We start from the raw sequence: 23,129 nt of genomic DNA, 5'->3' as shown, positions 1-23,129 counted from the left end.
GGCGGTATTCTAGGCCCTTTGTGAACCCGGTTCACCACTAATCCCGCTTTTATTTACTGTGAACGCCCCGGGCATGAAAAAAAATCCCCATGAAAGAGCAAATTTGCTGCCTTGCCCCTTTAAATTAATGAGAATAATTCGCATTATTGTGTCCTGACGTTTTTGGGTGCCCCTGTGACTGGCGCCTGTTCACTTGCCGTTACACGATATTCGAGGAATTCCATGCTGTCCCGCGTCTCTACCGGGGGCCTGTTGCTGGCCTCTCTGCTGCTCTCTGCCTGCAGTGATGAACCCGCTGCCACCCCGGCTCCGTCCTACGACGAGGCCCGTGCCCGGCTGGTGATCAACCACTATGCCGATCTGGCGCTGGCTGCCTACAGCGATGCCCTGAGCGAGGCTCGCGAGCTGCGTGGGCAGATTGACGCCTTGCTGGCGCAGCCCAATGAGCAGACCCTGGCGGCGGCTCGTCAGGCCTGGCGCGATGCCCGGGTGCCCTACATGCAGACGGAAGTCTTCCGGTTCGGCAATGCCGTGGTGGATGAATGGGAAGGGCAGGTGAATGCCTGGCCGCTGGATGAAGGCCTGATTGATTACGTGGCCGACGATTATCAGGCGGTGATGGGTAACCCGGGCGCCCGCGCCAATATCATTGCCAGCCAGTCATTGAAGATTGGCGAACAGCAGCTGGATCTGAGTGAGCTGGATGCCGATCTGCTGGCCAGCCTGAACGAGCTGGGCGGGTCCGAGGTGAATGTGGCCACCGGCTATCACGCCATCGAATTTCTGCTCTGGGGGCAGGACCTGAATGGCACCGATGCTGGTGCCGGCGAACGCCCGGCCACGGACTTTGCCACCGGCGACAATGCCACCGGGGGCCACAACGACCGTCGCCGCGACTACCTGACCGTGGTGACCGATCTGTTGATCAGTGATCTGGAAGCCATGGTGGCTGAATGGCAGCCGGACCAGGACAACTATCGCGCCGACCTGGCGGCCGACAGTGTGGAAAACGGCCTGCGCAAGATGCTGTTCGGCATGGGCAGCCTGTCTCTGGGCGAGCTGGCCGGTGAGCGCATGAAGGTGGCCCTGGCCGCCCATTCGCCGGAAGACGAGCATGATTGCTTCAGTGACAACACTCACTTTTCCCATTTCTATAACGGCAAGGGCATCGAGAATGTCTATCTGGGGGAGTACCAGCGGGTAAACGGTGACACCCTCAGCGGCCCGTCCCTCAGTGATCTGGTGGCTGCCAGCGAACCGCAGCTGGACGAGGCGCTGAAAGCCGACCTGAATGCCAGCGAGGCGGCCTTGCAGGCATTGGTCGATAGTGCCGCCAGCGGTGTGCATTTCGATCAACTGATCGCGCCGGGCAATGCCGAGGGTGCTGCTACGGTGAACGGGGCCATTGACGCCCTGGTGGAGCAGACCACCCGCATCGAAAAGGCGGCCCTGGTACTGGATATCCAGGCCCTGAATCCGGATACCGCCAACCATAGTTTCTGAAGCATCGTGTTTCGCAGCGACAGGGCAGAGAAGGGCTGCTGCCCTTCCTGACCCTGGAAGCGTGGCGCCTGCGGCTGCGCATCAAGACAGAAGGATATTCATACCTTGCGTTATCTCCTGCTGACTCTGGCCACCCTGCTCGCCGCCTGCGACCCGGGCCCGAGTTTTACCGAAGCGGAACCCGGCGAGCACCTGTCAGCCGGCGAGGGCACGGTTACCAAGACCGACCAGAACGCCTTTTCCCTGCCGCTGGCCAACCTGTCGCCATCGCGCCGGCTGGACTTCAGTGTCGGTAACAGTTTCTTTCGTAACCCTTGGGTGATTGCCCCGGCATCCACCGATGCCCGGGACGGCCTGGGCCCACTGTTCAACACCAACGCCTGCCAGAACTGTCATATCAAGGATGGTCGTGGCCATCCGCCGGCCCCGGATGCCAAGCAGGCGGTGTCCATGCTGGTACGCCTGTCGGTGCCTGCCAGTGCCACCGACGACCTGAGCCGCAGCGGTCTGGTGCCAGAGCCCAACTACGGCGGCCAATTCCAGGATGCGGCCATCCCCGGGCTATCGCCGGAAGGTCGGGTGCGGGTCAGCTATGAGCCGCAGACGATGACCTTTGCCGATGGCCACCAGGTGGAACTGCGCAAACCGCGTCTGGTGTTTTCCGATCTGGCCTATGGAGACATGCACCCCGCTACCCTGTATTCCGCCCGCGTTGCGCCGCCGATGATCGGCCTGGGCTTTCTGGAAGCGATTCCCGACGCCGATCTGCTGGCCCACGCCGATCCCCATGACGAGGACGGTGATGGTATCAGCGGCCGCGCCAACCGGGTCTGGGATCGTGCCACAGGCACCACGGCTATGGGCCGGTTCGGCTGGAAGGCCGGTCAGCCCAGCCTGCGACAGCAGAATGCGGAAGCCTTTGCCAACGACATGGGGCTCAATAGTCATCTGGTACCCACGGATTCCTGCGCGCCCAGCCAGGCCGATTGCCTGGCCATGCCCAATGGCGGTGAGGTGGAAGTCAGCGACAGCATCATGGACAGCGTGCTGTTCTATACCCGCAATCTGGCGGTCCCGGCCCGCCGCAATGTGGATGACCCGCAGGTACTCAAAGGCAAGTCGTTATTCCACCAGGCCAATTGCCAGGGCTGCCATGTGCCCAGCTTTACCACCGGCGCCGATGCCGCAGAACCGGAGCTGGCCGGCCAGACCATCCGCCCCTATACCGACCTGTTACTGCATGATGTCGGCCCGGGTCTGGCCGACGGCCGTCCGGAGTTTCTGGCTAACGGGCAGGAATGGCGAACGCCGCCGCTGTGGGGCATTGGCCTCACCGAGGCGGTGAACGGGCACACCCAGTTCCTCCACGACGGCCGGGCCCGTAACCTGATGGAAGCCATTCTCTGGCACGGTGGCGAAGCCGCCCGCTCCCGGGACGCGGTGCTTAATTTCGATGCCGAACAGCGCGCCGCCCTGTTGGCTTTCCTGAATTCGCTGTAAGGCTTTCACCCTGAGGTTCCCATGCAACGCCTGATAGTGCTGATTACCACCTTGATGCTGGCCGCTTGCAGCAATCCTCGCCAGGAGGTCACCGTGCAACTGGCCAATCAGGTGCTGCTGCCCGCCCATCAGCAATGGCAAAGCCGCAATGCCGCCTTGCTCGATAGCACCCGGGCCTGGTGCAGCGGCGATCAGGAACTGGCCAGCCTGAAGCAGGCATTCCACCAGAACCAGTCTGCCTGGTCCCGCCTGCAGCCTTTGATGGTTGGGCCGTTGTCCGAGGGTAATCGTAGCTGGCAGGTTCAGTTCTGGCCGGACAAACGCAACATGGTGGCGCGCCAGACCGAGGACTTGCTGAATGAATTTGCCGATCTGACTCAGCCGCAACTGGAGGGTGCCAGTGTGGTGGTGCAGGGGCTTACCGCGTTTGAATATGTGCTCTTCGATGAGCAGGCGGCCCTCACTGACAATCGGGGCCGATATTGCCCCTTGCTGACGGGCATCGCTCGTCACCAGCTGACCTTGTCCAATGAGATTGTTGACCTGTGGCAGCAGCCCGACGGGATGCTGGAGACACTCACGAGCTTCCCCAATGGGCGTTATGCCAATGCGGGTGAGGCGCTGGGTGGCATCCTGCGTGTTCAGGTCACCGGCGTTGATACCCTGAAGAAAAAGCTGGGCACGCCCATGGGTCGGCTCAATAGCGGTGTGCCCCAGCCCTATCAGGCGGAAGCCTGGCGCAGCCGTCATTCCACGGAAAACCTGCTGGCCTCCCTGACGGGCGCCCAGGCGGTGTGGGAGCGGGTCCGTTCCCTGGTGGGGGATGCCAAGCTGGTGGGGGATATCGATGCGGCCTACAAAAGTGTGCGCGACAAGCTGGCTGCCCTGCCTGCCCCGTTGATGAACATGGTGCAGGACAAGGCCAACCAACCACAGCTGCAGTCGCTGTATGCGGATCTGGATGCACTGGAAAACCTGCAACAGACTGACCTGGCCCGGCATCTGGGAATCCAGATCGGCTTCAACGCCAACGATGGGGATTAGATTTCTACAGCGGGATTTAGCTAGGCTTGTGGAGAGACGAGATGTCACTGACACGACGACAATTGCTGGGTGTTGGTGCGGCGGTAGCTGGCGCTGCCACTCTTGGCGGATGGGCTCTCTGGTCCGGGCGCGGCCAGTCCCCGTTGCTGCTTTCCGCCCGTAACGATGACGCCGGCCAGCATTATGCCGTCGGTTATTTTCTCAATGGTCGGCGCGCCTTTGCCACCCCGGTGGCAGAGCGCTGCCACGACGTCTGTCGGCATCCTTTTTTGCCTCTGGCGCTTTTTGTCGGCCGCCGCCCTTCCCGGGAAAGCTATCTGGTTGATCTGCGTGACGGCACCCTGGTGCAGACCCTGCACAGTCAGTCGCAACGGCATTTCTACGGTCACGCTGTCTTCCACCGCAGCGGCCAGTGGCTTTACGCCACGGAAAACGACACCGGTGAGCCGGGGCGTGGGGTGGTGGGTCGATATCGGCTGGACAGTCAACGCCTGCAGCTGATTCATGACGGCGAAGTGTCCAGCCATGGTGTTGGCCCCCATCAGCTTGCCTGGCTGCCGGATGGCGAATCCCTGGTGATCGGCAATGGTGGTATTCGCACCGAAGGCGGGAGCCGTGAGGAAGTGAACCTGGATGCCATGGCACCGAGTCTGGTGGTCATGGATCGCCACGGTGAACGGATCAGCAAGGAAACCCTGCCGCAATCACAGAGCAGCATCCGCCATCTGGCCGTGGCCGCGGATGGCACCGTGATTACCGGGCAGCAATACCACGGCGCCCCCTGGGACAGTGTGCCGCTGTTGGCCATCAAACGCCCTGGCGAAGCGTATCAGCCTTTCCCGGTGGCAACATCTCAGCTGGCGATGATGAAGCAGTACACCGCCAGTATCGCCATTCACAATGAAAAGCGCCTGGTGGCGATGACCGCCCCGCGCGGCAATCGTTTCTTTATCTGGGATCTGGATAGCGCCGCGACCCTGGTGGATGCTGCCATGCCAGACTGTGCCGGTGTCGGCGCTGTGCCTGCCGGCTTCGCGGTGACGTCAGGGCAAGGAAAATGTCGTTACTTCGACTGCACCGGCGGTGCAGTGCAAAGTCACTGGCTGACACTGCCTGATGGCTGGTGGGATAACCATCTCTGGCTAGGGTGATCGGTTTCTTCAGCAAGCCAGAGAGATTGATGGCGGGAGGGGAGTAAAACTCTTCGCTTTGCGAGCAAAGCTCCAACAGCGGGTTTCTGACCAGCATCCGTGGCCCGTTGGATCCTTGCTCACAAGGCGAAGTTCTATCGTCTGTTTCAATCGTGCCAGTTGGATACCTTGCCGGAACAGACCCAGTCTTTAGAGCCTTTTTCTACCCCGATCCAGTTATAGGTATAGCGGCCATTGGCGTTACTGGTGGACCAGCTCTTGGTATTACCCGCTGAAATTCCGGAGGCCCCGCAATCCTCGGAGCCGTTATTGCGCTCATTGCAGAAGCGGGCATAAATACGGTTGTTGCAGGTGTTGCGGAAGGTGACGGTGAAGCGTCCCTCGGTGTACTGGCTCCATTTGGTGTCGTGCACTTCCATGCAGGGGCCGCCGCGGCTGTTACGGCCATCCCAGCAGGTGTCGTCATCAAGGCTGGAATAATAGTCCGCAACAACAAACTGTGAGGCGAGCAGTGTGGCAAGGCCAAAGGTCCATTTCATGATTTTCCCCTTTTCTGTCCATCGGTTTGACCCGGCGAGTCTTCAACCGGGAATCGTCGTTCCAGGTTAATTGTAGAAACTGGACAGAAAAGAGCTTCCCCCATATGGGGTAAACCGAAAAAAACGTCAGTGGTCACCACTGCATTCCTGGTGATCGCTGAGCACCTCAATGACCCGGCATTCCCCCTCGTGTCCCTGTTCGCACTCTTCGATCATCCGGTCCAGCTCATCACGTAATGCCGTCAGCGAGCGGATGCGACTTTGTACGGCGGCCCGGTGGCGGCGGGCAATGCTGTCGGCGTGGCCATGCTGCTCGCTCATGGCGAGCAGTTCGCGAATATCATCCTGCGTAAAACCCAGCTCGCGGCTGTGGCGAATAAACCGCAACCGTTCGCGGTGCTTGCGGTGATAGCGGCGCTGGCCGCCTTCGCTGCGGGCGGGTTCGGGCATCAGGCCGATCTTTTCATAGTAGCGGATGGTTTCCACCTTGCAGCCGGCGGCTTTGCTCAGGGTGCCGATGGAAAAAAGGGTGCTCATGGCGCCTCCGGGGGCTTGAACCTGTAGTCACTATAGCTTTTTTAATGGTGCCATAACGGTAAGGGTTCAAGGAGGCTTTCATGAATGACCGACAGCGACAGGCTTTTACGGCAGCCATGGGAGAGGCGCGGCTGGCTTACCGGCAACGACGCTGGGAGCAGGCGTTTGCGCTGCTGGAGCGGGCCCATGTGCTGGGCCAGAAGCGGGTCGTCCCCCATGTGCAGAGCCACTGGTGGATGCTTAAGGTGGGGCTGCAGCGCCGGGATGCTGGCGAAGTGCGGGGGCAGCTGTTACGTCTGCCGGCGGCCATTTTGATGTCGCGGCTGTGGGTGCCCCTGGGCAATACCGGCGGCGCCAACGTCAGCCCGCTACAACCCATGCCGATTGCCGATGACCTGCGTGAACTGATGGAGATTGACTGATGGGCTGTTGTGATACCGATATCCAGGCCAGTCCGGCACCGGCATATCGCCGGGTGCTGTGGGCGGTGCTGCTAATCAATGCGGTGATGTTTGTGGTGGAGGCGGCCTCCGGGGTGCTGGCGGATTCCCGTGCCCTGCAGGCGGATGCGCTGGATTTCCTCGGCGATACCGCCACCTATGGCTTGACCTTGTGGGCGCTGGGGCAGTCTATGGCCTGGCGGTTGCGTGCCGCCCGGATCAAGGGGTTTTCCCTGCTGATCATGGGCGTGGTGGTGCTGGCCAACAGTATCTGGGCCCTGTGGCAGGGCAGCGCTCCCCAGGGAGAGATGATGATGGGGGTGGCCGGGCTGGCGCTGGTTGCCAATGTGGTCAGTGCCCTGTTGCTGCTGCGTCATCGGCAAGGGGACGCCAATATCCGCTCCGCCTGGTTATGTTCGCGCAATGACGCGCTGGCCAATCTGGCTGTGCTGGTGTCCGGCGGCCTGGTGCTGTGGCTGGGCAGCCGATGGCCGGACCTGCTGGTAGCGCTGGCGATTGCCGGCCTGTTTACCCACAGCGCCCTGTCAATTTTGCGTCAGGTACGAGATGAACAGGGCGGCCAGCAATGCGCGGAGGAAAAGGAGTCATGTTGATCAGACTGGAATTTTCCAGTGCGTTGCCGGTGAGCCGGGCTGCCCTGTGGCAGGACATTACGGCCATGGAAAGGATCAACCACGAAATGCGTCCCTGGCTGACCATGGGGACGCCGTCGGGTATCCGGGTATTGCAGGACATGCCACTGACGCCCGGCAGGCCGTTGTTTCGCAGCCCCATCAAACTGTTTGGCTGGCTGCCGGTAGGGCATTCAGACCTGACGGTGCTGTCCCTCACTCCCGGCGAGGGTTTCGTGGAGGCCTCACCCATGACCGGCATGCGAGAGTGGCGTCATCAAAGACGCTTGGAGGATAGCGACACTGGCTGTAGGCTTCTCGACACCCTGGTGTTCGAGCCGCGGGTATTGCCGACAGTCACGTCGGTGATTATTCGCGCCTTTTTCGGCCATCGTCACCGCCGTCTGCGTCGCCGTTACCGCTGAGTTTCTATGGATTTCAAACAGGAAGATCTGAAAGCCCTGATCGAACGTACTATGCCGTTCGGCAAGTATCAGGGGCGGGTGTTGATCGACCTGCCCGAACCCTATCTGCTGTGGTTTGCCAGCAAGGGCTTCCCCAACGGCGAGCTGGGCCGGCTGATGGCGCTGGCGCTGATGTTGAAAATGGACGGCACTGAAAAGCTGCTGGAGCCGTTACGACAAAGCCATGGATAGCACGGCCTTTCGTCTTTAGTCTTGGTGGTTCAGAGACACGCAAGGATCACACCATGAGCCAGCTTCAATCGCTTACCGACACCATCTGGCACGTCGCCGTCCCTCACGCCTTCATGGGCCTGCATGTGGGGTCCCGCATGACGGTAGTGAAGCTGTCCAGCGGCGGTCTGCTTCTGCATTCGCCAGTACCGGTGAATGAGGACCTGGCGGCGGAGTTGGCGGCACTGGGTGAGGTGAAACATATTGTCTGCCCGAACCTGTTCCACCATGTGTTTGCCGCCGAGGTAAAACAGCGTTACCCGCAGGCGCTTCTGCATGGCCCGGCCAAACTGGCGGGCAAGCGCAAGGATCTGACTCTGGATGCGACCCTGTCGGAAACCCCGCACCCGGATTGGGGGGGCGATTTCGAGCTGGTCTTTATCGAAGGCTCCATGTTGCAAGAGACAGTGTTCTATCATTCCGCCAGCCGTACCCTGATCGCCGCCGACCTGATCGAAAATTTCCGCCAATGTGACCATGGCTTTACCCGCTGGTACCTGAAACTGGGCGGCCTGTGGCAAAAGCCTGGCTGGCATCCGATCCTGCGGCTGGTGTATCTGAACCGCAGAAAGGCGCGCGCCAGCATTACCCGCATCCTGGAATGGCCCTTCGAAAAACTCAGCCTGGCCCACGGCGAAGTGATTACCGAAAACGCCCGCAACCAGGCCCGTCACGGGTTGGAGTGGTTGTTTTAAGGTGCCACAAAGGGCGGAATCATTGCTCCAGGAGCCGGCGCCCGCCACAATGCGGTAACCGTTTTTCAGTTAATGGTCTGCTGTGCTGCCCCTGGTCTATCACCCCGATTACAGCTTTCCCTTTCCCGGCGAACACCGTTTCCCCATGGAAAAGTTCGCTCGTTTGCATGGGTATTTGCGGGGGCTGGGGATAGCCCATGGCGACAACGAATTTCGTCCGGGCCGGGCCAAGGCGGCCCTGTTGGGCCAGGCCCATTGTCCGCAGTATGTCTCGGACATCGTTACCGGCACTCTGAATCAGAAGGCCCAGCGGCGCCTGGGGTTGCCGTGGAGCGAGGGCCTGGTGAAACGCACCTGTATTGCCCCCATGGGAACCCTGCTTACGGCGCAGCTTGCCCTGAAACAGGGCCTGGCCTGCCATCTGGCCGGTGGGACCCATCATGCCCATTACGATTTCGGTTCCGGCTTCTGTATCTTCAATGATCTGGCGTTCGCCGCCAAACAACTGCTGGCCAGCGGCGCCGTGGAGCGGCTGCTGATTTTTGATTGCGATGTGCATCAGGGCGATGGCACCGCTGCCATGCTCGCGGATGAACCGCGGGCTTTTACCTGTTCCATCCATTGCGAAAAAAACTTTCCGGTGCGCAAGCAGAAAAGCGATCTGGATGTGGGCTTGCCATTGGGTATGACTGACCGGGATTATCTGGATACGGTGTTCGAAACCCTGGAAGCCCTGCTTGATACCGTGCGTCCGCAACTGGTGCTATATGATGCCGGTGTGGATATTTTCGAGCATGACCCGCTGGGCCGGCTGTGTATTACCGAGCAGGGCATTGCCGACCGTGACCGGGGCGTGATCGAACGCTGCCGCCGGCGGGGGATAGCGGTGGCCACGGTGATTGGTGGCGGCTACGATGATGACCGGGAAGCGCTGGCGAGGCGGCACGGCATCGTTATAGAGCAGGCATTTGAGTTGCAAGTTGAAAGTTAAAAGTTGAAACGCGGTCTGGGGCGGTAGTGAGTGGAGCCTCTACAGTTCGCGCTGCAAGATCGAAAGTACCAGTGACTTAGGCAATGGCGAATGGCAACCCGGTATGACGCCACGCTTTGTATCCCTTGCAACTTTTAACTTTCAACTTTCAACTGCTCCGAAGGAGCTACAATGTCCAAAGCCCTATTGATCATGGCTCACGGCAGCCGCAGCGACACTGCCAACGACGAGTTTCGCGCGCTGGTGGAAACCGTGGCGCAATCCGCCCATGAGGCGGGTGAAGAATATGTGGCCGTACTGCCCTGTTTCCTTGAGCTGGCGCAGCCCTCACTGGTTGAAGCGATTCAGCAACTGGAGCACCAGCCGGTTAACCGCGTGCAGCTGTATCCGTTGTTTTTCAACAAGGGAAAGCACGTGGGCAAGGATATCCCTGCCCAGGTGGAAGATGCCCGACAACGTTTTCCCGATCTCACCATTGAGTTGCTGGATTATTTTGGTAATGCCAACGGTCTGGCGGGCCTGGTACTCAAACATATCGGGGAACAGGACTAGCGGGAATGGCCATGGACGGCACGACATTCGCCAGAGAGATTGATGCCCTGTTTGCCCGGGAGGGTCTTCTGCGCGGAAGCGTTGAAATCGTAGGCCGCCTTTGGAGCGCGATGCTCTGAATCGGCCCTAAAATGTCTTGGCAAATACCAGTCCGCCCCACAGTACATTGCGATCGCCCACACCGTCTTTCAGTTCGGACGTGTGGCCACGCAGCACATAGCTGAGGCGGTAGCCGTCGTTGAAGGCCCAGGTGTAACCCAGCCAGGCTTCGGCCACGCCATGGTGTAGCTCGTCACTGTCGTAGCTCACTTCACTGCCACGGAACTGGCCTTGCAGAAAGGCGTTGTAGGCCCGGCCGACCAATGCAATGCCGCCCCACAGATAGTGCTCATGGTCCTGGCTCATGGCGGTGGCGTTGTTGCGTTCACCGTAGTGGGCCAGTTCCGGGCTGGTCTGCCACCAGGGACTATGCAAACGTCCGGCACGAAAGCTCAGGCTCCAGCGTGCTTCGGTGAGGTAGCCCAGGGAGCCTTCCACGGTGCTCTTCACTTCCAGATTGTCGGAGGATACGGGCAGGATTTTCTGCCGGGCCACGGCATAGCGAAAGGTGGGTTCGCCGCCGTCGCTGACCTGATGCTCCCAGCCCTCCGCCCGGTCACTGCCAATCACCTTGTGGACCCCGTTCTGTATATCACCAGCCAGATCCAGGCCCAGGGCGCCCACTGTCAGGGAGGTATGCCAGGCTACCTGCCTGGCCGGGTCCACTTGTACCCGGCTGCTGGAGAGATACAGCAGGCTGGCGTAGGGGCGATCGTCGTACAGTGGCGCTTTTGCCTCCTTGTCTTCGGGTGTGAAGCCGAAGATGCCGGCCTCGAAGCTATGGCCTTGGACATTGCTGTTGGTGATGCCTTCTACGCCCGTCAACCTGTCGATCCAGGTCAGCGGCGTATTCAGTGACAGGGCAAAGTCCCGGGCGCGGGTGCCGGTGGCGGCGACACTGATGCCATAGGTGTAGTCCTGGTCCCGGCTGCCGGGAACCAGCAGGTCGTTATCCAGGGTCAGGGACCAGCTGCCGGTTTCCCGTTCCTGTTCCGGGTTGATGCGGGGGCGTCGTGGACGCTGCTCTTCGAATGCCGTGCCGTCGGCCCGGGCCAGCTGCATGGTATCGATGCTGGTGGCCCCGCGGCTGAGGCTGGGTACCGCCAGGTTGGCCAGCAGGGCCACAAGCAGCACGGTCATGGCCTGCCTGCTCGTGGGATGCCTCTGTGAATTGGCTGCACCTGTCTGTCTCTGTGTGTGTGTCATGGCTCCGTGTCCAACTGCGGGGGAGCAGTGCGCCCCCTGTTACGTTTGCTGCGCGTACAGTCGTGCCGGCACGTGCAGTAGCGGTATTGGGTTGCTGGACGGTTATTGCCTGTTTCTGCAGAGAGTTGTCGTTATGCCAGCGTTGACGGTTCAGCGAATGTGAGCGTCAGAATGGTGATGACAAGGATGAGCCGGAACAGTTTGATGAAACAGCGGAACTGGCTGGGCGATTTAATCGATTTTTTCGAACTTTACTTTCTGAATGGCGGCCCCGCTTTGTCGTAGCGGTGACCGAATGGCTGCTTCCTGCGTTGTTTTCTGTCATTGAGCCGTTCCCTGCCTCAAGCGTAGCCTCAAGGTCATTATCGAGTTTTCACCAGTCAACGACGTGTGAGGAGAGGCAAGGTGGCAGAGGCATATATCGTAGCGGCGGTGCGTACCGCCGGAGGCAAGAAGAATGGTCGGCTGAGCAAGGTACATCCGGCGGATATGGGTGGCCGGGTGATTGATGCGGTGGTAGGCCGTATCGGTGTGGCGCCGGAGAAGGTGGACGACGTGATTTTTGGTTGCGTGAGCCAGATCGGGCCGCAGACCTTCAATGTGGCACGTACCTCCATTCTCAGCTCCTGTCTGCCGGAATCCGTACCCGGCGTCACCATCGACCGCCAGTGTGGCTCCTCCCAGCAGGCTATTCATTTCGCTGCCCAGGCGGTGATGAGTGGCACCCAGGATCTGGTCATCGCCGGCGGCGTGGAGTCCATGAGCCAGGTGCCCATCGGTGCGCCGGTAACGGCCGTCAAGGAAATGGGCAACCCGTTCACCGGTGAAATCAGCAAGCGTTATCCCGGTGAAAATTTCAGCCAGTTCATCGGCGCCGAGCGCATGGCGGAGAAGTACGGGGTGAGCAAGGCCGAGCTGGACCAGTTCGCCTACGATTCCCACAAGCGCGGTGCCGCGGCCACGGAAGCGGGCCGCTTCAATGAGGAAATCATCCCGGTGCCGATTACCCTGGAAGATGGTAGCAGCGACGAGCACATCGTCGATGAGGGTATCCGCTGGGAAGCGGAGCTGGATGCCATCAAGGCCCTGCAGCCGTTGCAGGAAGGGGGCCATATCAGCGCCGCCAACGCCAGCCAGATTACCGATGGCGCTTCTGGAGTGATGATTGCCAGCGAAAAGGCGGTGAAGGAATACGGCCTGACGCCTCTCGCGCGTATTCATGCCATGGCGGTGGTGGGATCCGATCCGACCATGGTGCTGGAAGGGCCGATTCCGGCCACCGAGAAAGTCCTCAAGCAGGCGGGTATGACCATTGGTGATATCGATCTGTATGAAGTGAACGAAGCCTTTGGCTCCGTGCCGCTGGCGTGGATGAAGGCGGTGGGTGCCGACTACGAAAAACTCAACGTCAACGGCGGCGCCCAGGCGCTGGGGCATCCGCTGGGTGCCACCGGCACCAAGCTGATGGGAACCCTCGTTTACGAGCTCAAGCGTCGCGGTGGCAAGTACGGTCTGCTGGCCATCTGCGAGGGCCTGGGCACCGCTAACGCGACCATCATCGAAGTGCTGTAAGGCGTAGTTGAAAGTTCAAAGTTGAAAGTTGCAACGCGGGGTTGGCGTGTCGCCAGCGATTAAAAGTCGGGTGCCGTACCGCCGCGTTGTTCGACCCGAAAAAAAGCCGCCCCGGTTTCCCGGGGCGGCTTTTTTATGGTCGAGAGCACTCACAGCTTCCCAGGACGTAGGGTGCACTGAGCCTAGGGCGAACTGCACCATCAAACGCCGGATCGGTGCAGTTCGCCTTAGGCTCAGTGCACCCTACGCAATCCGTGGCAACGGCCCGGCATGTCTGCCTTGTCAGGCGCCGCTGAGCCTTTCTGCCAGCCATACGCCGGCCAGGATCATGATGGCTACCGAGCCGACCGGTACAAAGATCCGTCGATAGGCCACGGTATCGCGGACCAGATAGGCCGCCGGCACAAACAGCAGCACGATGGCCACCTGCCCCAGTTCCACGCCCAGATTGAAGCCCAGCAACGGCAGGAAGATCCCGCTGTCGGTGAGCCCCAGATCGGCCAGTACCGAGGCAAAGCCCAGGCCATGAATCAGCCCGAATACAAAAGCCATCACCCAGCGTTTGGGAAACAGCCGGGGTACCAGGTTGGCCGCTGCACCCAGCGCCACGGTGATGGCGATGGCAGACTCCACCAGCCAGGTGGGTAGCGTGATGATCCCCAGTGTTGCCAGCGCCAGGGTCAGCGAATGGGTGACCGTAAAGGCGGTGACAATCGCCAGGGTCTGAGTGAGCGCGCCAGTGATGGTGGGTGCCGGCTGCCAGCCGCCCCGCTGCCATACCAGCACCGCCGGGAACAACAGCGTCAGCAGGAACAGGATATGGTCATAGCCGATCAGGATGTGGTGCACCCCCTGGCGGATGAACCCCTGGAACGCCTGCCATTGTGACCCGGCATCCGTGGACATCAGCTGGTTGCGGTGCTGGTTGCTGAACACGGCGGTGAGCGTGGTATCCCCCTGTTCCAGCCGTAACAGGCCATGGTGGCTGGGGTCGCGGTCAAACAGGAAGCGGTAGCCCACCGCCAGTTGCTCCGGCGGCCGCTGGCAATCGCCGCGCCAGTGCAGGGCGGCGTAGGTGCCATCCACGTGGTCGATGGCCTGCAGCCGGGTCAGGTTGAGGGCACAGGCGTGTCGCTGCTCGCCATGCAGTGCCTCGATGGTGAGGGCGGGGAGCACGGTGGCGTCCAGGTTGCGCTGCTGGCGGCGCAGTTCACCCCAGGTGATGGTGCCATCACCGTTTTGATCCAGGGGCAGCACCAGCTGCAGGTCGCGCAGGGCGATATCCCAGCGCCCCTCGATCAGGGCGTTGCCGGCATTGCTGTTGATCACCAGATAGCTGTCACTGGGTTTGTGGGCGAACGCCTGCCCGGCCAGCAAGAGCAGGAAAAGCAAACACAGGGATTTCATTCACTGGCTCCCTTGGCAGGTTGAGTGAGTTGGGCATCGTCAACCTGGTATCGGTCTACAAAGGCCTGTAGCTGGTCCAGGGTTGCCTGGTCGTCGGCGGCCACGGCGCTGGCGTGCAGCAGTCGCAGGTCAGCCAGTTCCCGTTGTTGCTGCCAGTTTTCCCGGGCCAGCGTGAGGGCGCCTTGTGGATCGGATTCCACTTCAAGCAGGAAGCGGGCGTGCTCGCGCAGGTGGCGTTGGCGACCGGTGTCCTGGTCGGCGGCCATGCGGGCCCGGTAGTCCTGCCGCCAGGCCTGGGCTTGAGGGTGCTCCAGGCGCTGCCCGGCAATGGCCAGCCTCAGCAAGGCGCCTTCCCTGTCCTGCCAGGTAGAAAGATCGCGGATGACCGCCTCTGCCTGGTCGTTGGCAAGCCACAGGTCACTTTGCAGGTAGCGTAGATAGGGATCATCCGGGGCTTGCTGCAGGGCATCACGCAGGTGTTCGGAGGCCAACTCGAGACGGCCCTGTTGCAGCGCCATTTCGGCGCTCAGGGTGTCCAGCCACTGGGCGGATTTTCCCTGTGGCGGGGCCGGGCTGGATGCCAGGGCCTGCAGGGTGCGATAGGCCTGCTCCCGCTGGCCGGTGATGGCCTGTGCGCTGGCCTGACAGAGCAATACGGTGGTGGGCGGCAGCGTGCTGGCGGCTTCCCGGCAGGCCTGGCGGGCCTCATCAAGACGACCTTGTACCCGATCGATATTGGCCAGCATTAGCCACGCCTGCCCCTGGTTGGGGGACTGTTCCAGCAGTCGCGTCAGGCGATGACGGGCGCGGGCAAATTGATGACGTTGCTGTTCGATGCGCGCCATCAGCAGGTTGGCTGCCGGGGACGACATGTCCTGACTGAACGGCGCCAGCGTGGCCTCGGCGTAACCGAGAAAGCGGGGGTCGCCCTGGGCGCTGGCATAGTCAATCTGAGAGCGAGCCAGCGCCAGGGCCGCCGACAGGTCGAGGGGAGCTGCCGGTGGCGCCAGGGCGCGCTGCGCCTGGGGTAGACGGGCGAGAACCACATGGTCCCCGGCCGGAGTATAGGGAGCGGCATGAAGCAGCGCGCTCGACAGATAAAGAGAGAGGGCCGCCAGGGTACGGACAAACCGCCATTCACTGGCGTGTTGTCGTTTCCCGGGGGCCCTCTCGGAGCGGATAACTCCCGCCGTCGCTAGACGGCGGGAGCGGGTCTCAATTATCCGGTGCCAATACATTGTTATACGCATCCGGATTGGTTTGATCGCGAAAAATGAAGCGGATGTCATTAATCGCAACCGGTTCCCGGGTATCCCCGGTAGTGGCAAGCTGAGCTTTCACAAAGGCGGTGTAGTTGATCGCCACTGGTGCCTGTTGGCGAGGGCGATCATTGTCGTCACCAAAGCACCCGCTCAACACCAGGGCGCCGAGACTGACGGTGGTAGCCAGTAAGTATCGCATGGTGTCCTCCTTCACTCTGCCACGGCGACATTATCGGCGCCAGGCAGCGGGGTGTTCAGGTAGGGGAAACGGGTCAGGTAGTCCGCCGCGTTCGGCAGGGCACCGTCGTTGACGATAGCGCCACCGTTGACCTGCATGTCCTGAGTCCCGCAGGAGCCGATTTCGCCACCAGCGGCTTCACCGTTCACATCAGCGCCACACAGAAAGCCTTCGGCTGCGGTGAGGGCGATGTCTACCACATCATCAATCGGGCGTCGGCCATTGGGGAAGCCGGCAAAGTCGCCACCTGCAACACCCAGATCATTCTGGCCACCTGCCGCCGTGGCCGGGATGCCAGTGTTCAGGCGCAGCATTTCGCTGGCAGTGACGCTGGGCAATTGAGTGACGCCGGGCACACCGGTAAGGAAGACGGTGACCAGGTCATTACGGGGAGTTTCCGGTGCCGGTACACCGAACAGGATTTCTACCAGCGCAGGCAGGCTGGGGTTGGTCACATAGGTGGCGAACTGGCCATCATCTTTCGGTTCGCTGCTGTTGAAACGGTCCTTGTCGGGCAGGCCGATAACCACTTCGTTAACCAGCGGAGAGCCGAGCCGAGATACCTGGGTAAAGGCGCCGCCTTTCACTGCCGGGCCTTTGGCGTTACTGCTGCCGGTGGTCTCGGAACCCTGCGGTGCCGGGTTGATGACCGTGGCCTGGCGGACGCTGGCGGTGGTCCAGCCGCCGATGACGGTGTTCTCACCGGTGAGGCAGTCAGCCGGAACTTCCAGTGCCAGGCTGGTGATGTTCTTGTCGGCAATGATGTTGCTGCGCGAGTCACGTGCACCCAGCGGATTCAGCGCCACCAGGTCGAAGACCTCACCCAGGTTGACGACAAAACCTTCCTGGCGCTGTCCGGCAAATACCCGGCCGGGCATGGGGCAGTCAGGGATGGTCACGTCGTAGATGAAGTTGTCCGCGTAGGTTTCATAGTCAGCAATGGACTTGGTGCCGATGTTGTCCAGCGGTTTGGCAAAGCTGCTGTCACCACTGCCGGCCTTGGTCAGGTTCTGTACGTTGCCGGTACGACGGTCGCCGGTCACCATTTCTACGGTGAAGCTTTCCAGTACATTCTGGGCATCGTTGTTCTGGCCGGTTACCGCGCCGATATTAATCAGTGGTACGGGGACAGAGGTGCCGCCTACATCGACCGCCAGGTCGCGGCGTTCGGTATTGAACTGGAAACGGAAGGTAATGTTTTCTTGCGCGTTGCCATCGTTATCAATGTGGATCTCATAGATGGCGTCGTCATCCAGTGAGAAATAATTGGGACCACCATAAGAATCCTGCAGGGGCAGGTAGTTGGCGATCAGAGTGACATAACCCTCTCGGCCGGATTCATAACTGTTGAACATGTAGAAATCCGTACCGTCGACTTTGGGCATACCGGTAATAAATGGCGCTTCTCGGTGGCTGGATGCCATCGTGCCGGCACTGGCCAGCAGAGTGGCGGCAGCACAGGCCGCGGGAAGCAGGGTAAGGCGGGATAGCATGACGAATCTCCTTTCTTGTCGGTGTGTAGGTAGTACGCGTCAGGAGAGGAACTGGATGCAGAATTTCTTTTTCTTTTTTTTGTGCATCCAAATCGGTTTTTTTCACGTATTAACGACAACGCATCTGTCATTAGTGAGGAACGACTTATGGTAATACAGGGGGTGCCTCGTCATGGCGGAAGCAGACGACGGACTGGTACGCGCGCTGGCTCGAACCGCTCAGGGCGACCGTCAGGCTTTTTCTGGTTTTTATCAGAAAACCCATCGCGCCGTATTTGGCATGTGTGTGCACTTGCTGCGTGATCGTGATGAGGCCTGTGACGTGCTTCAGGAAATCTATATTCAGGTCTGGCACCACGCCGGCGAATACCATTGTGATCGCGGCAGCGTGCAGACCTGGATAATGTCCATAGGCCGTTATCGCTGTCTTGATGCCTTGCGCCGCCGCCGCCACGAAGCGGATTACGATAGCGTCAGTGACCGCCAGGAAAGCAACACACCGGGCCCAATGGATAACGTTGGCAATCAGCTTGATCGTCAACGACTCAATCACTGCCTGAAAGATCTGGATGAACGGTATCGTTCCAGTATCGAGATGGCCTACTTTCGTGGTTTCACTCATCAGGAGCTGGCGGTCGCCATGGGCGAGCCGTTAGGAACCACAAAAAGCTGGATTCGTCGCGGGCTGGATGTATTGCGCCGGTGTCTTGACACATGAAGCCGGATAATTACGAACGTAATCATGCGCTGGCCGCAGAATATGTGGTTGGCACGCTGCAGGGCGCCGCCAGGCGACGTTTCGAGCGCTGGATGATGGTCTCTGCCCGGGTGCGTCGTCAGGTATGGTACTGGGAGCGACGGCTGCAACCTTTCAATGAATCCTTGCCGGAAGAGGCCGCCCCGAAGGCCGTGTGGAATAGCATCGAGCAACGGCTCTTTCCAGGCACGGCACCGGTGGCGTCGCGGTGGTGGCAAACCCTGACCGCCTGGCGTTGGAGTACGGGTATCGCCGTGCTGGCGGTTTTTGCCTTGCTGCTGTGGACGCCATCGCCGCCAGTGGTGACGCATTATGTGGGGGTGGTGCAGAGTCAGCAGGCCGAGCCCCTGTGGCTGGTGAATGCCTCTGCGGATCAGCGCTTGAGCGTGAAGGCCATGCCGCCGGTTCAGCCGGCGGACGGTGGCAGGGATTACCAGTTGTGGTTGCTGCCGGAATCCGGTGCGCCGATATCTCTGGCGTTGCTGCCCACGGGGGGTGCCCGGTTGCAGATGAATCTCAGCGATCAGCAGGTGCGCCAGTTGTTACAATCTCGCTCTCTGGCGATCAGCCTGGAACCGGCGGGTGGTTCACCGACCGGCCAGCCCACCGGTCCGGTGGTGTATCAGACTCGTCTGGTGCAGATGTAACGCGCAAACGGAAGTGGACGCCTCAGTCGGTGAGTTCACTTTCGGCTTGTTCCAGCGACTCCATCGCTTCCAGTAACTGTTCTTCCAGCTCGTCGTGCTGTTTCTTCAGGCGTGCCTGATCGCCGAGTAACCCGTTCATTTCGTTCTTGCGGCTATCGTCCGTATACAGGGCTTCGTTGCCCAGGGCCGTTTCGATATCGGCCAGCATCTGGTCGCACTGACTGAGCTGCTTTTCCAGTTTTTCTACCTGTTTTTTCAGCGGGCGCAGCTGGTGGCGTTGCTGGGCAGCCTGTTGACGGCGGGCCTTGGCATCGAGACCGTCGCCGGGCTTGTCTTCCTTGACGGGTTTACCGTCGCGGCGGTTCTGTTGCAGCCAGCGACCGTAGTCATCCAGGTCGCCATCGAAACGGCTCACCGACCCGTTGGCCACCAGATAGAACTCGTCCACGGTGGTTTCCAGTAAGTGGCGATCGTGAGACACCAGCACCACGGCACCCTCGAAGGATTGCAGTGCCATGGTCAGCGCTTCGCGCATGTCCAGATCCAGATGGTTGGCCGGCTCATCGAGTAGCAGTAGTGCCGGTTTTTCCTGCACGATCATGGCCAGCGCCAGGCGGGCTTTTTCGCCACCGGAGAAACGGCCCACCGGTGCAAACACATCATCGCCGTGGAAACCGAAACGGCCCAGCTCGCTGCGCAGCTGCGATTCACTCCACTTGGGGTAAAAGCGGGACAGCATCTGGTAGGGGGCATCGTCGGCGGCCAACCGGTCCACCTGTTGCTGGTGGAAGTAGCCGATCACCAGGTCGCCGTCTTTTTCGAAGCGTCCGCCCAGAGGCGCCAGTTCACCCACCAGGGTGCGCATCAGGGTGGACTTGCCGGCGCCGTTGGGGCCGAGCAGTCCGATGCGCGATTCCGGGCGCAGGCTCAGGCTGACCTGGTCGAGAATCGGCGCGCCCGGGTAGCCGCACTGCACCGCATCCAGGTTTTCCATGGGGTTGGGCAGTTTGTTCGGGCTGTGAAAATCAAAGCTGAAACCGGAATCCACGTGGGCCGGGCCAATCAGTTGCAGCCGTTCCAGCGCTTTCACTCGACTCTGCGCCTGTTTGGCCTTGGAGGCCTTGGCCTTGAAGCGGGCGATGAACTTCTGCATGTGGGCCACCTGGGCCTGCTGCTTCTCGTGCATCTTCTGTTGCAGGGACAGTTGCTCGGCGCGCTGGCGTTCGAAATCCGAGTAGCCGCCGCTGTAGTGTTTCAGCTGTTTGTGTTCGATATGCAGGATCTGGTTGACGGTGGCATCCAGGAAGGCGCGGTCGTGGGAGATCACCAGCAGGGCTCCCGGTTGCTGTATCAGGTAACTCTGCAACCAGAGGATGGCATCCAGATCCAGGTGGTTGGTGGGCTCATCGAGCAGCAGCAAATCCGCATCACTCATTAATACCTGGGCCAGGTTCAGACGCATGCGCCAGCCACCGGAGAAGCTGGCTACCGGCTGTTGTTGCTGGGTTTCGCTGAAGCCAAGGCCGGCCAGCAAGGTGGCGGCGCGGGCGGGTTGTTGCCAGGCGTGCAGCGCCTCCAGCTCGCCGTGGGCATGGGCGATGGCGTGGTTATCACCGGCGGTTTCCGCGTCGGCCAGGGTTTTCTCTGCCCGGCGCAGGGCACGGTGGCCATCTAGCACATAATCGATGGCTGGCTGTTCCAGTGCCGGTACTTCCTGGGCCATCATGGCCAGGCGCCAGTCCGAGGGCAGGTTCAGGTTGCCGCCGTCGCTCTCCAGTTCGCCCATGATAAGCTTGAACAGCGAGCTCTTGCCGGTGCCGTTGCGGCCCACCAGCCCCACACGCCAGCCCTTGTGCAGGACCACGCTGGCGTCTTCCAGCAACAGGTCGGGGCCGCGGCGAAGGTTGATGTGTTCCAGAGAGAGCATGGGGTAATCCGGGGTTGATGAGAACCGGCGCAGTGTAAGCCAGCAAACGTAGCGGGGGAACCGTGGACAACTCCATAAAGCAGGATCTGTGGCGCTATGCCCTGGGGCGATGGCAGGACAAGGATTTTGAGCGGGCTTGCCTGCACCTGCAGGACGATTACCAGGTGCCGGTGGCCCTGTTGCTGTCTGGCCTGTGGCTGGCAGAGTCAGGCAAGCAACCGGATGCCGGAGTAGGGCGCCGAATGGCGGAGCTGGCCGGGCAATTCGAAGCCGATTACCTGCGCCCGCTGCGGGCCGTGCGCCGCAAGGCCGGCGCCGATGCGCGGCTGCCGGAATTCAAGCGGCAGCTGCAACAGGTGGAGCTGGAAGGGGAACGCTGGTTACTGGCCACCCTGCCGACCCTGTGCGACAACCTGCTGCCTGCCGGCAAGCCGGTGGATGCCATGGGATGGTTGTTGGTGCTGGTGCCGGATGTGGCGCAGTGTGAGGGGTTGCAGGGAGCTCTCAACGAGTTGGTGGCGTTGTAGGCATTGCGACGAAGCCGCTGTAGGAGTACCTCTTGAGGTGCGAATCCGAGCCTTGGCGAGGAAAAGGTATAGCAGCTACTCCCATCCCTTTCTCAGAAAAAACTGTCGAGCCCTGACATTCCTGATCGGCCTTCGGCCGATTCCGCGTTGACACGCGGTTCGCCCCTCAAGAGGTGTATTCGCTACGCTCACCCTGCGGGCCGCACGGAACTACGTGCGTTACTCCGCTACGCTACGTTCCTACGGTGCCACCACCTCGCGCGCTCGCACTTTGAATTTTCAACGCCCCCCTGCCATCCTTTCTCTCCCATGTTCATCTGGATTTCTCCATGACCACCGACCTGGCCTTTGACCGCGACCACCTCTGGCACCCTTACACATCCACCTCAAAACCGCTGCCCACCTTCGCGGTGGCCAGTGCCAAAGGGGTGCGGTTGACGCTGGAAGATGGCCGCGAGCTGGTGGATGGCATGTCGTCCTGGTGGGCGGCGGTGCATGGCTATAACCACCCGGTGCTGAACCAGGCCGCCAAGGACCAGATCGACCGCATGGCCCATGTGATGTTCGGTGGGCTCACCCATGAACCGGCGGTGGAGCTGGGAAAAAAGCTGGTGGCATTGACGCCGGACCCGCTGGAGAAGGTGTTTCTCGCTGACAGCGGCTCAGTGTCGGTGGAAGTGGCGATCAAGATGGCCTTGCAGTACTGGCTCAGCCAGGGGCATACCGGCAAGGATAAATTGCTGGCCCTGCGCAACGGCTATCACGGCGATACGTTCGGGGCCATGGCTGCCTGCGACCCGGTCAATGGTATGCATTCGCTGTTCAGCGGGGTGCTGGCCAAACATTATTTCGCCGAGGCGCCGCAATGCGCGTATGACAGTGATTTTGATACCGATGATCTCAATTCCATCCAGCAGATGCTGGCGGATCATCATCAGGAGATTGCCGCCGTGATTCTGGAGCCGGTGGTACAGGGCGCCGGCGGCATGCGGATGTATCACCCCACCTACCTGAAGGCGGTGCGTGCCCTGTGTGACCAGTACGGGGTGTTGTTGATCTTTGATGAAATCGCCACCGGCTTTGGCCGTACCGGCAAACTGTTCGCGCTGGAGCATGCGAATGTGTGCCCGGATATTCTTTGTCTGGGCAAGGCGATTACCGGCGGCTACATGACCCTGGCAGCCACCCTTTGTACCGACCTGGTAGCCGCGGGTATTTGTGACGGTGAGGCCGGCGTATTGATGCACGGCCCGACTTTCATGGGCAATCCACTGGCCTGTGCGGTCGCCAATGCCAGCATCCAGTTGCTGCTGGATTCCGACTGGCAGGAAAAAGTCGCGGCCATCGAAGCGCAGCTCAAGGCGGAGCTGCTGCCACTGAAGGAACTTTCCCCCGTGGCTGATGCCCGGGTGCTGGGCGCCATTGGTGTCATGGAAATGAAGGAGCCGGTGGCCATGGAGCAGGTGCAGGCACGCTTTGTGGAACAGGGCGTATGGATTCGCCCGTTCGGCAAACTGGTCTACATCATGCCGCCCTTCGTGATTGAGCCGGAGGACCTGAGCAAGCTGACCGGGGCAATGCGGGATCTGGCGGAGGGCAGTTGACGTCAAGCCCCAACTTTAAAGCCGTTGTAGGAGTTCCCTTCCAGGGGACGAACCTCGCGAAGTGGGGCGACAAGAGCTTTCACCTGCCGCACTGCCATGAGTCGACCTGTA

General features: G+C 60.8%; 24 protein-coding genes. 16 read left to right on the top strand and 8 right to left on the bottom strand.

Annotation, left to right across the window (positions count from 1 at the left end; all coding sequences use genetic code 11):
• The first annotated feature begins 222 nt into the window (after positions 1-222).
• From ACMG4N_RS01255 to ACMG4N_RS01240, 4 genes are all read left to right on the top strand, one after another.
• Positions 223-1,503 carry an imelysin family protein gene (locus ACMG4N_RS01255; RefSeq protein WP_414432621.1) on the top strand — a complete coding sequence of 427 codons (1,281 nt, stop codon included), beginning with the start codon at positions 223-225 and terminating at the stop codon, positions 1,501-1,503.
• 105 nt (positions 1,504-1,608) lie between these two features.
• Positions 1,609-3,003 (top strand): di-heme oxidoredictase family protein, encoded by a 1,395-nt coding sequence (locus tag ACMG4N_RS01250; protein ID WP_414432619.1) that lies wholly within the window; start codon positions 1,609-1,611, stop codon positions 3,001-3,003.
• A gap of 21 nt (positions 3,004-3,024) precedes the next feature.
• Complete coding sequence (locus ACMG4N_RS01245) at positions 3,025-4,047, top strand: imelysin family protein (protein ID WP_414432617.1); 1,023 nt, start codon at positions 3,025-3,027, stop codon at positions 4,045-4,047.
• Between the two features lie 41 nt (positions 4,048-4,088).
• Entirely contained in the window at positions 4,089-5,198 is a 1,110-nt protein-coding gene (locus tag ACMG4N_RS01240; protein ID WP_414432615.1) for a DUF1513 domain-containing protein, read from the top strand.
• Positions 5,199-5,344: 146 nt separating this feature from the next.
• On the opposite strand, the gene ACMG4N_RS01235 is transcribed toward ACMG4N_RS01240, so the two are convergent.
• Both ACMG4N_RS01235 and ACMG4N_RS01230 read right to left on the bottom strand, forming a co-directional pair.
• Positions 5,345-5,737, bottom strand: a complete 393-nt coding sequence (locus tag ACMG4N_RS01235; protein WP_297765758.1) for a hypothetical protein — start codon at positions 5,735-5,737, stop codon at positions 5,345-5,347.
• 126 nt (positions 5,738-5,863) lie between these two features.
• The gene (locus ACMG4N_RS01230; protein WP_414432613.1) at positions 5,864-6,274 is read right to left on the bottom strand and encodes a MerR family transcriptional regulator; all 411 of its coding nucleotides are present in this window, start codon (positions 6,272-6,274) and stop codon (positions 5,864-5,866) included.
• An 80-nt stretch (positions 6,275-6,354) separates the two neighbouring features.
• Between ACMG4N_RS01230 and ACMG4N_RS01225 the strand changes: the two genes are divergently transcribed.
• From ACMG4N_RS01225 to ACMG4N_RS01195, 7 genes are all read left to right on the top strand, one after another.
• A complete protein-coding gene (locus ACMG4N_RS01225) occupies positions 6,355-6,696 on the top strand; it encodes a DUF3703 domain-containing protein (protein WP_297765764.1) in 342 nt (113 codons plus the stop codon).
• On the top strand, positions 6,696-7,328 hold the full coding sequence (locus tag ACMG4N_RS01220) for a cation diffusion facilitator family transporter (protein WP_414432612.1): 633 nt from the start codon (positions 6,696-6,698) through the stop codon (positions 7,326-7,328). Before ACMG4N_RS01225 ends, ACMG4N_RS01220 begins: the two co-directional genes overlap by 1 nt.
• On the top strand, positions 7,322-7,771 hold the full coding sequence (locus ACMG4N_RS01215) for a hypothetical protein (RefSeq protein WP_414432611.1): 450 nt from the start codon (positions 7,322-7,324) through the stop codon (positions 7,769-7,771). Before ACMG4N_RS01220 ends, ACMG4N_RS01215 begins: the two co-directional genes overlap by 7 nt.
• Before the next feature lie 6 nt (positions 7,772-7,777).
• A complete protein-coding gene (locus ACMG4N_RS01210) occupies positions 7,778-8,002 on the top strand; it encodes a DUF3820 family protein (protein WP_035246140.1) in 225 nt (74 codons plus the stop codon).
• A 53-nt stretch (positions 8,003-8,055) separates the two neighbouring features.
• Positions 8,056-8,736, top strand: coding sequence for a DUF4336 domain-containing protein (locus ACMG4N_RS01205; protein ID WP_414432610.1), 681 nt, complete (start codon positions 8,056-8,058; stop codon positions 8,734-8,736).
• Between the two features lie 82 nt (positions 8,737-8,818).
• On the top strand, positions 8,819-9,727 hold the full coding sequence (locus tag ACMG4N_RS01200; protein ID WP_414432608.1) for a histone deacetylase: 909 nt from the start codon (positions 8,819-8,821) through the stop codon (positions 9,725-9,727).
• A gap of 171 nt (positions 9,728-9,898) precedes the next feature.
• On the top strand, positions 9,899-10,279 hold the full coding sequence (locus ACMG4N_RS01195) for a sirohydrochlorin chelatase (protein ID WP_297765782.1): 381 nt from the start codon (positions 9,899-9,901) through the stop codon (positions 10,277-10,279).
• A gap of 126 nt (positions 10,280-10,405) precedes the next feature.
• Here the strand turns inward: ACMG4N_RS01195 and ACMG4N_RS01190 are convergent, their stop codons facing one another.
• Positions 10,406-11,518 (bottom strand): lipid A deacylase LpxR family protein, encoded by a 1,113-nt coding sequence (locus ACMG4N_RS01190; protein ID WP_414432607.1) that lies wholly within the window; start codon positions 11,516-11,518, stop codon positions 10,406-10,408.
• Between the two features lie 471 nt (positions 11,519-11,989).
• Here ACMG4N_RS01190 and ACMG4N_RS01185 point away from each other — a divergent pair, with 471 nt between their 5' ends.
• Entirely contained in the window at positions 11,990-13,156 is a 1,167-nt protein-coding gene (locus ACMG4N_RS01185; protein ID WP_414432606.1) for an acetyl-CoA C-acetyltransferase, read from the top strand.
• Between the two features lie 282 nt (positions 13,157-13,438).
• Here ACMG4N_RS01185 and ACMG4N_RS01180 read toward each other — a convergent pair whose 3' ends face one another.
• From ACMG4N_RS01180 to ACMG4N_RS01165, 4 genes are all read right to left on the bottom strand, one after another.
• Positions 13,439-14,563 carry a HupE/UreJ family protein gene (locus tag ACMG4N_RS01180; RefSeq protein ID WP_414432605.1) on the bottom strand — a complete coding sequence of 375 codons (1,125 nt, stop codon included), beginning with the start codon at positions 14,561-14,563 and terminating at the stop codon, positions 13,439-13,441.
• Positions 14,560-15,609, bottom strand: coding sequence for a tetratricopeptide repeat protein (locus ACMG4N_RS01175; protein WP_414432603.1), 1,050 nt, complete (start codon positions 15,607-15,609; stop codon positions 14,560-14,562). Before ACMG4N_RS01175 ends, ACMG4N_RS01180 begins: the two co-directional genes overlap by 4 nt.
• A gap of 169 nt (positions 15,610-15,778) precedes the next feature.
• Positions 15,779-16,024, bottom strand: a complete 246-nt coding sequence (locus ACMG4N_RS01170; protein WP_297765799.1) for a hypothetical protein — start codon at positions 16,022-16,024, stop codon at positions 15,779-15,781.
• Positions 16,025-16,035: 11 nt separating this feature from the next.
• Positions 16,036-17,556: a DUF4331 domain-containing protein gene (locus ACMG4N_RS01165; RefSeq protein ID WP_297765802.1), complete on the bottom strand. Its 1,521-nt coding sequence runs from the start codon at positions 17,554-17,556 to the stop codon at positions 16,036-16,038.
• 172 nt (positions 17,557-17,728) lie between these two features.
• Between ACMG4N_RS01165 and ACMG4N_RS01160 the strand changes: the two genes are divergently transcribed.
• Positions 17,729-18,274, top strand: a complete 546-nt coding sequence (locus ACMG4N_RS01160) for a sigma-70 family RNA polymerase sigma factor (RefSeq protein ID WP_414432601.1) — start codon at positions 17,729-17,731, stop codon at positions 18,272-18,274.
• Positions 18,271-18,960, top strand: coding sequence for an anti-sigma factor domain-containing protein (locus tag ACMG4N_RS01155; protein ID WP_297765808.1), 690 nt, complete (start codon positions 18,271-18,273; stop codon positions 18,958-18,960). Before ACMG4N_RS01160 ends, ACMG4N_RS01155 begins: the two co-directional genes overlap by 4 nt.
• 22 nt (positions 18,961-18,982) lie before the next feature.
• Here ACMG4N_RS01155 and ACMG4N_RS01150 read toward each other — a convergent pair whose 3' ends face one another.
• Positions 18,983-20,887, bottom strand: coding sequence for an ATP-binding cassette domain-containing protein (locus ACMG4N_RS01150; RefSeq protein WP_414432599.1), 1,905 nt, complete (start codon positions 20,885-20,887; stop codon positions 18,983-18,985).
• Between the two features lie 62 nt (positions 20,888-20,949).
• Between ACMG4N_RS01150 and ACMG4N_RS01145 the strand changes: the two genes are divergently transcribed.
• A complete protein-coding gene (locus ACMG4N_RS01145; protein ID WP_414432597.1) occupies positions 20,950-21,414 on the top strand; it encodes a TIGR02444 family protein in 465 nt (154 codons plus the stop codon).
• Positions 21,415-21,743: 329 nt separating this feature from the next.
• Entirely contained in the window at positions 21,744-23,018 is a 1,275-nt protein-coding gene (bioA, locus tag ACMG4N_RS01140; RefSeq protein WP_414432596.1) for an adenosylmethionine--8-amino-7-oxononanoate transaminase, read from the top strand.
• Positions 23,019-23,129 lie beyond the last annotated feature (111 nt).

This window comes from Alcanivorax sp. IL2 (assembly GCF_047495475.1).
GTDB lineage: Bacteria > Pseudomonadota > Gammaproteobacteria > Pseudomonadales > Alcanivoracaceae > Alcanivorax.
Note: the sequence above shows the minus strand (reverse complement) of the source record. Positions and strands in the feature narration are given on the sequence as shown.